This is a genomic window from Burkholderia sp. Nafp2/4-1b (assembly GCF_003635165.1).
Lineage (GTDB): Bacteria > Pseudomonadota > Gammaproteobacteria > Burkholderiales > Burkholderiaceae > Burkholderia.
The window spans coordinates 61,488-75,068 of record NZ_ML058620.1; the positions used below are offsets into that span (position 1 = coordinate 61,488).

The window sequence follows — 13,581 nt, forward strand, 5'->3', positions numbered from 1 at the left end:
CGAGCGAGCATGGCGGGCGGACCTCGAGCAGGGTCGAGGTGCATCGCGAGTTCACCGTGCCGTTCCCTTCGAGGAATCATTCTCAGACGCGTATTGCAGTGCGACTGCGAGTCGATACTTCCGGGAAAACGGTCGACGCGTATGGCATCGAGTTCGTCGCCGACGGACATCCATGTGGGTATTCGGCTCCAAAATATTGAGCTTTGCACACCAGCGGCGAATTGATCTGCATACCTATGTATATAGAAAGCCATGGAAACGCGTGAAATCCCGCCGTAGTGTGAAGAGCGGCGTGACGTCCCATTACGCCACCGCGCCCCCTCCCGCCGCTCCGTCTGCGCACCAGTTGGCGATCCGTAATGCAAACGCGATAATCTCCGCAACCGGAACCGCCGCATCGACATACATCGATTGCCGACAGCGCATGACACGACAGGCTCCGAAACCGACGCGATTCGGCCCGTCATCTCCAACATTGACGGGCACACGCAAACCATACGCATTGCCGGCACCACGCGAAGCGTGTCGATCCCGTGGATTCAACGCCTTTAGTCGCCAGGTAAAAATCGCATCATGAACCCCAGACATTCCGCGATTCTCGTCGCGCTCACCGCCGCCGCGTTGTTCGGTGCCGCGACGCCGTTCGCCAAGGCGTTGCTTGGTGCAATGTCGCCGTTCATGGTCGCCGGGCTGTTCTATCTCGGCAGCGGGATCGGCCTCGCGATCGGGATCCTGCTGCGTCGACTGCGCAACCGCCGCATGCCCGCCGAGGACGCAGCACCGCTGCAACCTGCAGACCTGCCGTGGCTCGCCGGCGCAATCGCGGCCGGCGGTATCGCGGGTCCGGCGCTGCTGATGCTCGGGCTATCGAGCACGCCGGCCGCGACGAGCGCGCTGCTGCTCAATCTCGAAGGTGTGCTGACGGCGATCATCGCGTGGGTCGTGTTCCGCGAGAACGTGGATCTCCAGGTGTTTCTCGGCATGGTTGCGATCGTCGCGGGCGGCACGCTGCTGTCGTGGGTGCCGGGGAGCACGGGCGTGCCGCTCGGCGCGCTGCTGATCGCGGGCGCCTGCCTGTGCTGGGCGGTCGACAACAACCTGACGCGCAAGGTCGCCGCGAACGACGCGATGGTCATCGCGTGCGTGAAGGGCCTGGTCGCCGGCCCGGTGAATATCGGCATCGCGCTCGCGACCGGCGCGTCGCTGCCGGCCCTTCCGGCCACGGCCGCCGCGATGTTGACGGGCCTCGGCGGCTACGGGATCAGTCTCGTGTTGTTCGTGGTCGCGCTGCGTCATCTCGGCAGCGCGCGCACGGGCGCGTATTTCTCGGTGGCGCCGTTGTTCGGCGTCGTGTTGTCGTTGCTGATCTGGCCGGCGTTACCGTCCATCACGTTCTGGATCGCGGCCGCGCTGATGGCGCTCGGCATCTGGCTGCACGTGCGCGAACGGCACGTGCATGAGCACGCGCACGAGCGGCTCGAGCATACGCACCGCCATCGGCACGATGAACATCACCAGCACACGCACGACTTTCCGTACGACGGCGATGAACCGCACACGCATGCGCACGTGCATCTGCCGATCACGCACAGTCACGCGCATTTCCCCGACATTCACCATCGCCATCGGCACTGATCGCGCGACCAGGGCGCGTGTCGGATATCTCAAGGTAGCCATTTATGGTGCGGCGGTTTCGCGGCCACCGCGGCGCTCCTTGTCGATCGTTGCGGGTGACGAGCAGCCGCTTCAATCTTCCATCTGAATCAACCGGATCAACGAACCGTCCGGATCGATCAGCGCGCCCACGATGCCGCCCCACGCCTCGCGTTTCGGTCGATGCGCGCGCGGCCAGCCGGTCGTTTGCTCGGGAATGCCGGCTGCGAGCACCGCGTCGAAAAATGCGCCGACATCGGCGAGCCGGAAGCAGCAACTGAACCAGCTCGTGGCCGGATCGAGGTCAGGGTGCGGAAAGAACTCCAGCAACAGCTCACCACGTCGCAGGATCATCCAGCCGTCGTCGCGCCAGGTTTCGACGAAGCCGAGCTTCGCGTAGAAAAGCGACGTGGCCGCGAAATCGCGAGACGGCAGGTTGGGACTCGCCAGGTCGGTCAAGTTGCTGCTCCGGTGGGCGTTGCGATCGAACGAACGCGCGGGAAAGCGCGCGTACGGCTGTTGCGCATGATCGGTCAAACGATGCGTTGCGGCAAGCCATGCGGGCTCCCGTCGTGACTACGCTGCCGCGGAGACTGCGGCCCCGGACGGCAGCGATTGCAGTATGTGCTCATACGCACGCTCGTGCGCGTGTTCGAGTGCGGACGTCATCGTGCCCGCCGACACACCGACACACCGACACACCGACACGCCGACACGCCGACACGCCGATCGAGCGTTGCGCGTCGCGTCCAGTCGCGGCGTGCGACGGGGCACCATTGCAATCGACCGGGCGATCAGTCGACGCCGACGATCACGCTCGATGCCTTGAACATCGCAGACGCGGCCTTGCCGCTCGCGAGGCCGAGACGCTCGACGCTGTCGTTCGTGACGATCGCGACGATCTCGGCGCCGCCTGCCGTCTTGATCACGACTTCCGAATTGACCGCACCTTTCGCGATCGACGCCACGGTGCCCGCGATGCAGTTGCGGGCCGACACCTTTCTGCTGTCGACGTCGACCATCACGATCACCGACGATGCCTTGACGAGCGCGAATGCGTTCGTGCCGGCCGCGAGACCCAGCGATGCGGCGCTGCCGTGCGTGATCACGGCGACGATGTCGAGGCCGTCCCGGGTACGCAACGTGATTTCGTCGTTGACGGCGCCAGGCTTGACCGCGCCGACCTGGCCGGCGAATTGATTACGGGCGCTGGTTCGCATGATGACTCTCCGGAAAAGGGGCCGCCGGCTGGCGGCAAGCGAATGACGAAAACAGCGGACGAGTTTACCGGCAATGCAGGCGAAGCGAGACGCCTGCTTCGACATACCGGACATGCGAGACCGCGCAGGATGGTGCGGAACAGCGCGCGTATCGTGCGCGTGGTGCCGTTCCGCGTGCGCTTACTTCCCTGCGGCCGATGCAGCAGCCGATGCAGCAGCCGGTGCTGCCGCCGCCGACGTCTGCTGCGCCGCGGCGGGCGCCGCATCACCTTCCCAACCGCCGCCGAGCGCGAGGAACAGCCTCACCTGATCGGCGGCGACTTGCCCTTCGGCCGCGGCGACCTGCGCGCGCACGCTGGTCAGCGTGCGCGTCGCATCGAGATCGGAAATGAAGGATTCACGGCCGGCTGCAAAGAGCCGGTGCGTTTCGTCAGCGGAACTGCGTGCCGATTCATACGCCGTGCGCAGCGCATCGGTGCGCTGCACGTCGGCCGCATACGTCGCGAGGCTCGACTGCGTTTCGCGCAGCGCATTCAGCACGATGCCGTCGAAATGCGCGAGCGCGCCACCGGTCGCGGCTTCGGCTTCGCGCACGCGTGCGCGCTGGCCGTTGACCGGGAATGACCAGCTGATCAGTGGTCCAAACGACCAGCGATTCGTGTTGGACGAGAACAGGTCGGCGGCGACGCCGACCGAACCGGCCGACGCGCCGATGCTGACCGACGGATACAGCGCGGCGGTCGCGACGCCGATCCGTGCGGTCGCGGCCGCGAGCTGACGTTCGGCTTCCCGAACGTCGGGGCGCCGGCGCAGCAGCGCGGCACCGTCGCCGATCGGAATCGGCTGGCGCAGCTTCGGCAGCCGCTCGCACTCCGCGACCGCCTTCGGCAGGTCGGCCGGCGAGCGCGCGAGCAGCGCGGCGAGCTGGTATTGCGCGATCTTGCGGCGACCTTCGAAACGCGGGATGTCGGCAGAGAGCGTGCGCACTTGCGTGACGCCGCGCGTCACGTCGGTCTGGTTGCCGCGCCCGGCGTCGCGCAATCTTTGCGACAGCTTCACGCGCTGCTGCTGCAGCGCGAGTGACTGCTTCGCGATCGCGAGCTCGTCGCCGGCGGAGCACGATTCGACATACGCACGCACGACATCGGCGACGACCGTGATGCGTGCGAGGTCGGCGGCTGCCTGCACGGCTTCGCTGTCCGCGCGTGCAGCTTCGACGCCGCGGCGCAGCTTGCCGAACAGATCGAGTTCGTACGAAACGTTGATGCCGACCGTGCCTTCGTTGACGACCGGCAGCTTGTTTTCGAGCAGATATTGCTCGGCCGATTCCTGCGCGCGCTGCACCGCTGCTTCCGCGCGGCCGGAAAAACCGCCCTGCTCGTTCGCGACCTCCAGCGTCGCGCGCGAACGCGCGAGGTTGGCCGCGGCGACGCGCAGGTCGGTGTTCGATTTCAGCGCGCTGCGCACGAGCGCGTCGAGTACCGGATCGTCGTACAGCTGCCACCAGTTGCCGGGCACCGCGTTGCGCGATACGAGCGTGCCGTCCGCGTCGTCGAGCGCATGATTCGCGAGCGGCGCGTTCACGTACGCCTGCTGCGGCAGCGTGTAGTCAGGGCCGACGGACTTGCACGCGCCGAGTGCGAGCGCGAGCGGCGCGAGGGCCGCGGCGAGGCGCAGGCCGTGCCGGTTCATTGCGAGGCTCCGGTCGCGCTGACGGCCGCGGGCGCGGACGCCGAAGCTGCCGCGGAAGCGCCGGCGGCCGGCTTTGCGTTGTCGTCGCGGCGCGTGTCGGTGCGCACCGCGACGGTCGCGGTGCGGCCGGCGATCATCCGGAAATCGTCGGGCACCTCGTCGAGCACGACGCGTACCGGCACGCGCTGCGCGAGCCGTACCCAGCTGAATGCCGGGTTCACGTTCGGCAGCAGGTTCGCGCCCTGCGTGCGGTCGCGGTCCTCGATCGCGGCGACGATGCTCTGCACGTGGCCGCGCAGCGGATGCGGCTCGCCCATCACGACGATGTCGACCGGCTGGCCGATATGGATGCCGCGCAGCTTGGTTTCCTCGAAGTAGCCGTCGACACGGAACGAATTGCGGTCGACGACCGACAGTACCGCGCGGCCGGCCGGCACGTATTCGCCGGCGCGCGGCGCGCGGTCGTTCAGGTAGCCGTCGACGGGGCTCACGATCGTCGTGCGCTGCAGGTTCAGCTTCGCGGTGTCGAGCGACACCTGCGCATCGGCGGCCGCGGCTTCGCCCTGCTCGACGCGCGTGCGGCTTTCCTCGACCTGTTCGCTGGCGACCAGGTTGCCGAGCTGCAGGTTGCGCGCATATTCGCGCTTCGCCTGGGCGAGCGTCGCGCGGCGCTGCGCGAGCGTCGCTTCGGCGAGCCGTTCCGAGAGCGTGTAGCGGGCCTGGTCGATCACGAACAGCACCTGGCCGCGCTTGACCTCCTGGTTGTCGGCGACCTGCACCGCGGTGATGAGGCCCGACACGTCGGGCGCGACCTGGATCACGTCGGCGCGCACGTGCCCGTCGCGCGTCCACGGCGAGAACATGTAGTAGTTGATGATCCGCCACAGCACGAGGGCGGCCACGACGACGACGATCAGGGTGAGCAGGATCTGCCCTGCCGAGAGCCAGGTTTTTTTCACGGTTAGCTAGCCACGAGATGGTGAGAGACGATGACGACGGCGGCAAGCACGAACACGTAGATGCCGAGGTCGAAGATCGAACGGTGCCAGACGAGGCGGTAAAAGCCGACGCGCTCGAGCAGCGCGCGCACGACGATGTTGATCAGGTAGGCGATCAGCATCAGCACGAGCGGAGCCGGCACGAATACGCCGAAGATGTCGATTTCGCCGATCATGGTCGCGGTCGGAAAGACAGGTTGGAAAGCGGGATCATGCGCGGGCTCCATCCGGTGCGGCATGCGGCGGCTGCGCGGACGCGGCCGGGTACAGCGACAGCCGCAGGCCGACGAGCGCATGCAGCGTGTCGCGCAGCCGGCGATGCGTGGCCCCCGTCGGGGGCGTGGCGGGGGCGGCGGGCGTCGGGCCGTCGTCGGCCGGTGCGGGTGCCGTCGACGCGCGCGGCAGGTTGTGGCCGGCCACGCGCTGCAACGCATCGTCGATCGACGCGAGCAGCGCCGGCGGCACCGGCTGGCGCGCATTCGCGGCCGCGCAGCGCGCGTAGTGATCGGTGACGCCGGCCAGCACACGGTCGATCGCGTCGGGCACGTCGCCCGACAGCTTGCGGCGCGAGCGGCGCAGGTCGAGCGCGTTCAGCGCGATGCGCAGGTCGCGGAAGCTTTCGATCGACGGATGGCGGTGGTCGTCGGACGCGCCGAGACGCGGCAGCAGCTGCGTGACGCGATCGAGCATCCGCGACGCGTGATTGCGCTGGTCGTCGAGCGGCTGCGTCGACGCGGAACGCGCGACATCCTCCCAGCCCGAGCGCAGCAGGCGCCGCACCGCGAGTTCGGCGCCGAACGGCCGCGTCGCACGTGTCCACACGTACGCGAACAGCAGCCCGGCGACCCCCGCGAGGTTGCTGTTCAGGAACACGAAGAAATCGGCCTCGTAGGCGCTCTGGATGCTGACGAAGGTCGCGGTGTTGACCGCGACGAGCATCGTCACCATGTTGAACTGCGGGCGCGGCAGCAGCGTGCCGATCAGGATGAACGGGCCGGCGAACATCAGCACGAGCATCGGGAAGTCGTGCACGTGCGGCAGCACGACGAACAGGTACAGGCCCGCGAACACGACGCTCGCGGTGGTGGCGAGGAAGAACTTGAACACGAGCGGCGCGGGCTCGTCGAGCGCGGCGAAGAAGCTGCACGCGACGGCGATGAGCGTGACTGCGCCGGCACCGTCGTGCCAGCCGGACTCGATCCACAGCCAGCACGCGAACACGATCGCGCCGACGACCGTCAGCGTCGAGAACAGCATCATCCCGCGGTCGAAGAAACGCTCGGTGCCGCCGAGGCGCCAGTGCCGGTAGCGCGGCTGCCAGACGCCCGACTCGTTCGCGATCAGCGCGCGCAGCGAGCGGCAGTCCTGCCAGATGTCGATGACCTGGTGCAGCCGCCACAGCGCGTTCGACAGCAGCGCGGCGTCCCAGCTCGTCAGCGCGCTGTCGGGCGGCTGCAGCGACGCGATGCGCTCGCGCAGGTTGTCCGCGACCGGATCGTGGGCCGTCTCGCCGTCGGCGCCGGCCGTCAAGGACGGCAGCGGTGCGTCGAACCACTTCGCGGCGTCGGCGAGCAGCGCGTCGAGCGCGGGCGGGCGCACGTGCAGGTCGCGTATCAGCGCGATCAGCGGATCGGCGAGCGACGACATCAGCGGGAGGAACAGTTGCATCCGGCCGGCGAGCGCCTGCGCGCGCGCGAGCACGCGCGGGTGCGCATGGTCGTAGCTCAGCTGGCTCAGCAGGAATTCGAGGCCGGTGATGGTCGCGGCGAGGCGTTGCCGGCACGCGGACAGCGCCTTGCCCGCGAGGTGGCCGGACAGCGTCTCGCGGCCGTAGAACGCGGCGTCCTTGAACCATGCGTCGGTGCGCTCGATCAGCGTCGGCGCGAGCCGGTTCGGGAACACGGCGCCGCCGACCACGCTCGCGCACACGATGCCGAGCACGATCTCCTCGGTCCGCGCGATCGCGACGTCGAAGATCGTCGACGGATCGGTGACGGTCGGCAGCGCGACCAGCGGCATCGTATAGCCGGCAAGCATGAACACGTAGCTGCGCGCGGTGCGGTCGGAAATCGCGAGGTAGAGCAGCGTGCCGCACCACGTCGCGACGATGATGCTGAACAGGAGCGGGGTTTCGACGAACGGCGGCACGAACAGGATCGCGGCGGCCGCACCGAGCGCGGTGCCGAGCGCGCGATACAGCGCCTTCGAGCGCGTCGCGCCGACGAAGGGGTTCGACACGATGTAGACGCTTGCCATCGCCCAGTAAGGACGCGGCAGCTGGAAATACAGGCCGAGGTACAGCGCCAGCATCGACGCGGCGAACGTCTTGCCCGAGAACAGCCAGTCGCGAACGCTCGGAAAGGTCATGACGCGGAATCGGCGGGGTGGGGCGAACGCTGCGCCGGATGCTGCTGCGCATCGGCCGCGTTGAACGCGTTCAGCACGCGCAGCGTCGCTTCGAGATCGGCGCGCGTGACGCCCTTGAGCACCTGTGCGCGCAGCACGCGCAGGTCTTCTTCCATCCGGGCGGTGACCGCGCGGCCGGCGGCCGTCAGCGAGATCGTTTTCGCGCGGCGGTCGTGCGGATCCTCGTCGCGGCGTGCGAGACCGGCCGCGCACAGCTGGTCGAGCAGGCGCACGAGCGATGGCCCCTCGATGCCGACGTGTTCGGCGAGCGTGCCCTGGCGCACGCCTTCGCCGAGACGGCCGGCGATCAGCAGCGGTGTCGCGCAGGCTTCGGAGACGTTGTACGTGGTCAGCACGGCGTCGCTCGTGCGACGCCATTTGCGGGCGGTGAGCACGAGCAGGCTGCTGACGGCGAGGCGAAGGTCGTGCAGATTGGTCATGGGCGAGATGATAGGGCAAAAACATTCGATAGCAAACTATCGTTTTTGTCGCCCGGATGTTGTCACCCCGATGTTGTCACCCGGATGTCATCGCCCTCGCCCGGGGCGCCGTCCTTCAGAGAGCAATTTAGGCGGCCGGGCCGCGGCCGGTCAAGCTGTAAGGATGTGAACGTGAGCGGGACCGGAATGTGCGCCAGTGCAAACCGGCGGACGGGCAGACCATACCGGTCGGACCGCAGCGATTCCATTCCATGTATGAGCGCCGGGTGTCCGGGATATGGGGACGTTGCAAGCGCGAAGCCCCGAGCCCGTCGGCGGCCGCGTACTGGCCGCGCCAAAGGAATGTGTCGCCCGCCGCGCGCGGCTTCGTCCTGATTCCGCCCGCGATTGCACTAGGACAATAATCTCCGGGTGTCTTTCTGAGCGACCATGCGGAAGCAACGACGGAGACATCGAGATGGGACGGACCGAGGTATCGGCGCGCTGGCACGACGCGATCGGCGCGGTGCATGGCATCGAGTCGAAATACAAGCGGCTCGTGAAGGCGATCGCCACCGACATCGAAAGCGGCGCGCTCGCGCCGGGCGCGCGGCTGGCGCCGCAGCGCGACGTCGCGTCGAGCCTCGGCGTCAGCGTGCAGACCGTCACCAACGCGTACAAGGAACTTGAAAGGCAGGGCCTGATCCGCTGCGAAGTGGGGCGCGGCAGCTTCGTGGCCGCGCGCGTGACCGAATCGATGTCGAACTACATGCTCGACACGGCCGAGCGCGAGCTGGTCGACTTCTCCATCGCGCGTATCGTGCATACATCGGAGCATGACGCTGCGTGGCGATCGGTGTGCGCGGCATTGGCTGGCGCGGACGATCAGCCGTGGATTCGCTCGTTCCGGCCGATCGCGGGCCTCGACGCGCATCGCGAGGCCGGCGCCGCGTGGCTCGCGTCGCTCAACCTGCCGGTCCACCCCGAGTCACTGTTGATCACGAACGGTGCCGCGCACGGCATCTTTCTTGCCCTGGCGTCGATCGTCGGACCCGGTGACACCGTGCTGTGCGAGAGCCTGACCGACCACGGCGTGATCGGCTCCGCGAACGTGCTCGGGTTTACGCTGAAGGGGCTCGAGATGGACGAACACGGAATCCGTCCCGAACATTTCGAGGAAATGTGCGACAGCGAAAAGATCAGCGCGCTCGTCTGCACGCCGACGCTCAATAATCCGACGGTATCGATGATGTCCGATTCGCGCCGCAAGTCGATCGCGCGCATCGCGTCGCGCTACGGCGTGTACGTGATCGAGGACGACGTGTACGGCCCGCTGCCCGCGAAGACGGCCACGCCGATCGCGAGCCTGATTCCGGATCTCGGCTTCTACTGCACGAGCATGACGAAATCGGTGCTGACCGGCCTGCGCACAGGCTACCTCGCGATGCCGAGGCGGCTCGCGTTGCGCGTCGAGAGCGTGCTGCGCGTGAGCAGCTGGATGGCGACGTCGCCGATCGCGGAGATCGCGACACGCTGGATCGCCGATGGCACCGCGCGGCGGCTCGTCGAACTGCAGCGGCAGCGGCTCGCGGTGCGCCAGGAGATGGTGAAGGCCGCGCTGGGGCCCTACGTGCTGGGCGCGCATCCGAACGCGTTGTCGGCATGGCTGCGCGTGCCCGACTACTGGCAAGCCGACCGCCTCGTGCGCGAATTGCGTTCGCGCAAGATCGCGGTGACGTCGCCCGATCCGTTCCTCGTCGGCAGCACCGAGCGGCCGAACGCGGTGCGCGTGTGCATCGGCGCGGAGACGACGGACGCCGCATGCAACGCGGCGCTCGAGACCATCGCGGGCGTGTTCGAGCAGTATCCGCACGTGCACGATTTTCATTGAAGCGACGCCGGCGTCCCATGCGCGACGCAGAATGTACCAGGACATTCGAAAGCGCCATTTGGAACATTAGACTGGATCGCACCACATCAACGAGGCGTGCGTTCCATGTCCTTCCTGTCGCTGTCCGACGTCTATCGCGCGCGCCGCAGCATTGCCGGGCATGTGAGCGTCACACCGCTCGTCGCGTCCGCCGCGTTGTCCGCGCGCGTCGGCGCACCCGTCCACCTGAAACTCGAAACGCTGCAGCCGACCGGCAGCTTCAAGCTGCGCGGCGCGACCAACGCGCTCGCTGAACTCGCCGCGCGGCACGTGACGCGTGTCGTCACCGCATCGACCGGCAATCACGGCCGCGCGGTGGCTCACGCGGCGCGTGCATTGGGTATCGACGCGGCAGTGTGCATGTCGTCGCTCGTGCCGGCCAACAAGGTCGACGCGGTCGCGGCGCTCGGCGCGCGGGTCGTGATCGCCGGCGACAGCCAGGACGACGCGCAGATCGAAGCGCGGCGCCTCGTGCGCGACGAAGGCTATGCCTACGTGCCGCCGTTCGACGATCCGCGGATCATCGCGGGGCAGGCGACGATCGGGCTCGAGATCCTCGAAGCGTTGCCCGACGCGGGCACGCTCATCGTGCCGCTGTCGGGTGGCGGACTCTTCAGCGGCGTCGCGTTTGCCGCGAAGGCCATCCGGCCGTCGATCGAGGTGATCGGCGTGTCGATGGCGCGCGGCGCCGCGATGCATGTGAGCCTTGCGGCCGGACGCCCGATCGACGTCGACGAACAGCCGACGCTCGCCGATTCGCTCGGCGGCGGCATCGGCCTCGACAACCGTTACACGTTCGACATGACGCGCACGCTGGCCGACGACGTCGTGCTGCTCGACGAGCCGGCGATCGCGCGCGGCATCGCGCATGCGTATCGCGAAGAACGGCTCGTCGTGGAAGGCGCGGGCGCCGTCGGCATGGCCGCGTTGCTCGACGAACGCATTGCGCGCCGCGATCGCGGCGGCCCCATCGTCGTGGTCGTGAGCGGCGCGAACATCGACATGGCCGTGCATCGCCGGCTCGTTTCGGAGAACTGACATGGCCCATCCCGTCACGCTGCTCGGGCAGGCGCAATTGCGCGCGCTGGTCCCGCTCGACATCGCTGCGATCGATCAGGTCGAAGCCGCGTTCGCGTCGCTCGCGACCGAGGCCGTCGCGATGCCGCCGATTCTCAATCTCGCGCTGCCCGCGCGTCACGGCGAAGTCGACGTGAAGACCGCGTACCTGCCGCGCTTCGACAGCTTCGCGATCAAGGTGAGCCCCGGCTTCTTCGACAACCCGTCGCTCGGGCTGCCGAGCCTGAACGGGCTGATGCTCGTGCTGTCTGCGCAAACCGGCCTGACCGAGGCCGTGCTCCTCGACAACGGCTATCTGACGGCCGTGCGCACCGCGGCGGCCGGAGCGGTCGCCGCACGCCGGCTCGCACGGGCCGATGCGCACCGCGCGGCGATCGTCGGCGCGGGCGAACAGGCGCGTCTGCAGCTCGACGCGCTGATGCTCGTGCGCGACATCACGCGTGTGACGGTGTGGGCACGCGACGCCGAACGTGCCGCGCGATTCGCGGCCGACGTGCGCGCCGCGCACGGGATCGATGCGGTCGTCGCGCGCTCGGTGCATGCGGCGCTCGCCGACGCGGACATCGCAGTCACGACCACGCCTAGCCGCGAGCCGCTCGTGCATGCCGAGGATCTGCATCCAGGGCTGCACGTGACGGCCATGGGCTCCGACGCCGACTACAAGACCGAGCTCGCGCCGTCGGTGTTCGGCGCGGCGCGCTATTTCTGCGACCGGCTGCAGCAGACCCGCGTGGCCGGCGAACTCGCGCATGCGATCGCGGCCGGGGCGGTCGCGGCCGACGCCGTGTTTCCCGAACTCGGCCAGGTGATCGTCGGGCAGCGCGACGGCCGCACGCATCGCGACGACATCACGATCTGCGACCTGACCGGCACCGGCGCGCAGGACACCGCCATTGCCGTGCTCGCGCTGCAGCGCGCCCGCGCGGCAGAGATGGGCACGATTTTCCACAACGACCTCACGACCTGAGAGGAGACAGATGTCCGCAGTCATCGAAACCCATGAAGCCGTGCCGCGTCTCGCGTTCGAGCGCAGCGAATACGCTGCGCGCATCGCGAAGACGCGCACGGCGATGCAGCGGGCCGGCATCGACCTGCTGATCGTCACCGACCCGACCAACATGGCCTGGCTCACCGGCTATGACGGCTGGTCGTTCTACGTGCACCAGTGCGTGCTGCTGCCGATGGACGGCGAACCCGTCTGGTACGGCCGCGGCCAGGACGCGAACGGCGCGAAGCGCACCGCGTTCATGGCGCACGACAACATCGTCGGCTACCCCGATCACTACGTGCAGTCGACGGCCCGTCACCCGATGGACTACCTGTCGACCGAAGTGATCGCCGCGCGCGGCTGGAGCACGCTGCGCATCGGCGTCGAGCTCGACAACTACTACTTCAGCGCGGCGGCGTACGCATCGCTGCAGAAGCATCTGCCGAACGCGCGCTGGGTCGATGCGACGGCGCTCGTGAACTGGCAGCGCGCGGTGAAGTCGCCGCGCGAGATCGAGTACATGCGCGTGGCCGCGCGAATCGTCGAGCGCATGCACGCGCACATCGTCGATGCGATCGAGCCCGGCATGAAGAAGAGCGATCTCGTCGCGCAGATCTATGCGACCGGCATCGGCGGCGCGGACGGCTTCGGCGGCGACTATCCGGCGATCGTGCCGCTGCTGCCGACCGGCGCCGACGCGGCCGCGCCGCATCTGACCTGGGACGACTCCGTGTTCGCGCGCGGCGCCGGCACGTTCTTCGAGATTGCGGGCTGCTACCGCCGCTATCACTGCCCGCTGTCGCGCACCGTCTATCTCGGCAAGCCGCCCGCGCATTTCATCGAAGGCGAGTGCGCGGTGGTCGAAGGGATCGAGGCGGGGCTCGCGGCCGCGAAGCCCGGCAACGTGTGCGAGGACATCGCGAATGCGTTCTTCGCGGTGCTGCGCCGCGCGGGCATCGAGAAGGACAGCCGCTGCGGCTACCCGATCGGTGCCAGCTATCCGCCGGACTGGGGCGAGCGCACGATGAGCCTGCGCCCGGGCGACCGCACGGTGCTCGAACCCGGCATGACGTTCCACTTCATGCCGGGACTGTGGCTCGACGACTGGGGGCTGGAGATCACGGAGAGCATCCTGATCACCGAGACCGGCGTCGAGACGTTCTGCAACACGCCGCGCAAGCTGTTCGTGAAGGAGTAG

General features: G+C 68.1%; 12 protein-coding genes. 5 read left to right on the forward strand and 7 right to left on the reverse strand.

Annotation, left to right across the window (positions count from 1 at the left end; translation table 11 throughout):
* Positions 1 to 573 precede the first annotated feature (573 nt).
* Positions 574 to 1,635, forward strand: coding sequence for a DMT family transporter (locus tag C7H84_RS28410; RefSeq protein WP_121861905.1), 1,062 nt, complete (start codon positions 574 to 576; stop codon positions 1,633 to 1,635).
* Positions 1,636 to 1,746: 111 nt separating this feature from the next.
* Here C7H84_RS28410 and C7H84_RS28415 read toward each other — a convergent pair whose 3' ends face one another.
* From C7H84_RS28415 to C7H84_RS28445, 7 genes are all read right to left on the reverse strand, one after another.
* Positions 1,747 to 2,112, reverse strand: coding sequence for a bleomycin resistance protein (locus C7H84_RS28415; RefSeq protein WP_121861946.1), 366 nt, complete (start codon positions 2,110 to 2,112; stop codon positions 1,747 to 1,749).
* A 335-nt stretch (positions 2,113 to 2,447) separates the two neighbouring features.
* Positions 2,448 to 2,873 (reverse strand): TOBE domain-containing protein, encoded by a 426-nt coding sequence (locus tag C7H84_RS28420; protein WP_121861906.1) that lies wholly within the window; start codon positions 2,871 to 2,873, stop codon positions 2,448 to 2,450.
* A 180-nt stretch (positions 2,874 to 3,053) separates the two neighbouring features.
* Positions 3,054 to 4,565: an efflux transporter outer membrane subunit gene (locus C7H84_RS28425; RefSeq protein WP_121861907.1), complete on the reverse strand. Its 1,512-nt coding sequence runs from the start codon at positions 4,563 to 4,565 to the stop codon at positions 3,054 to 3,056.
* On the reverse strand, positions 4,562 to 5,524 hold the full coding sequence (locus tag C7H84_RS28430) for an HlyD family secretion protein (RefSeq protein ID WP_121861908.1): 963 nt from the start codon (positions 5,522 to 5,524) through the stop codon (positions 4,562 to 4,564). The genes C7H84_RS28425 and C7H84_RS28430 overlap by 4 nt, the downstream gene beginning before the upstream one ends.
* 2 nt (positions 5,525 to 5,526) lie before the next feature.
* On the reverse strand, positions 5,527 to 5,739 hold the full coding sequence (locus C7H84_RS28435) for a DUF1656 domain-containing protein (RefSeq protein WP_044849171.1): 213 nt from the start codon (positions 5,737 to 5,739) through the stop codon (positions 5,527 to 5,529).
* 34 nt (positions 5,740 to 5,773) lie between these two features.
* Entirely contained in the window at positions 5,774 to 7,930 is a 2,157-nt protein-coding gene (locus tag C7H84_RS28440) for an FUSC family protein (protein WP_121861909.1), read from the reverse strand.
* The gene (locus tag C7H84_RS28445; RefSeq protein WP_121861910.1) at positions 7,927 to 8,409 is read right to left on the reverse strand and encodes a MarR family transcriptional regulator; all 483 of its coding nucleotides are present in this window, start codon (positions 8,407 to 8,409) and stop codon (positions 7,927 to 7,929) included. The genes C7H84_RS28440 and C7H84_RS28445 overlap by 4 nt, the downstream gene beginning before the upstream one ends.
* A 457-nt stretch (positions 8,410 to 8,866) precedes the next feature.
* Here C7H84_RS28445 and C7H84_RS28450 point away from each other — a divergent pair, with 457 nt between their 5' ends.
* The 4 genes from C7H84_RS28450 (at position 8,867) to doeA (ending at position 13,581) form a co-directional block, all read left to right on the forward strand.
* Positions 8,867 to 10,279, forward strand: coding sequence for a PLP-dependent aminotransferase family protein (locus C7H84_RS28450; protein ID WP_121861911.1), 1,413 nt, complete (start codon positions 8,867 to 8,869; stop codon positions 10,277 to 10,279).
* Positions 10,280 to 10,384: 105 nt separating this feature from the next.
* Complete coding sequence (gene eutB / locus C7H84_RS28455) at positions 10,385 to 11,356, forward strand: hydroxyectoine utilization dehydratase EutB (RefSeq protein ID WP_121861912.1); 972 nt, start codon at positions 10,385 to 10,387, stop codon at positions 11,354 to 11,356.
* A gap of 1 nt (position 11,357) precedes the next feature.
* On the forward strand, positions 11,358 to 12,362 hold the full coding sequence (locus C7H84_RS28460) for a cyclodeaminase (RefSeq protein ID WP_121861913.1): 1,005 nt from the start codon (positions 11,358 to 11,360) through the stop codon (positions 12,360 to 12,362).
* A 10-nt stretch (positions 12,363 to 12,372) separates the two neighbouring features.
* Positions 12,373 to 13,581, forward strand: a complete 1,209-nt coding sequence (doeA, locus tag C7H84_RS28465) for an ectoine hydrolase DoeA (RefSeq protein WP_121861914.1) — start codon at positions 12,373 to 12,375, stop codon at positions 13,579 to 13,581.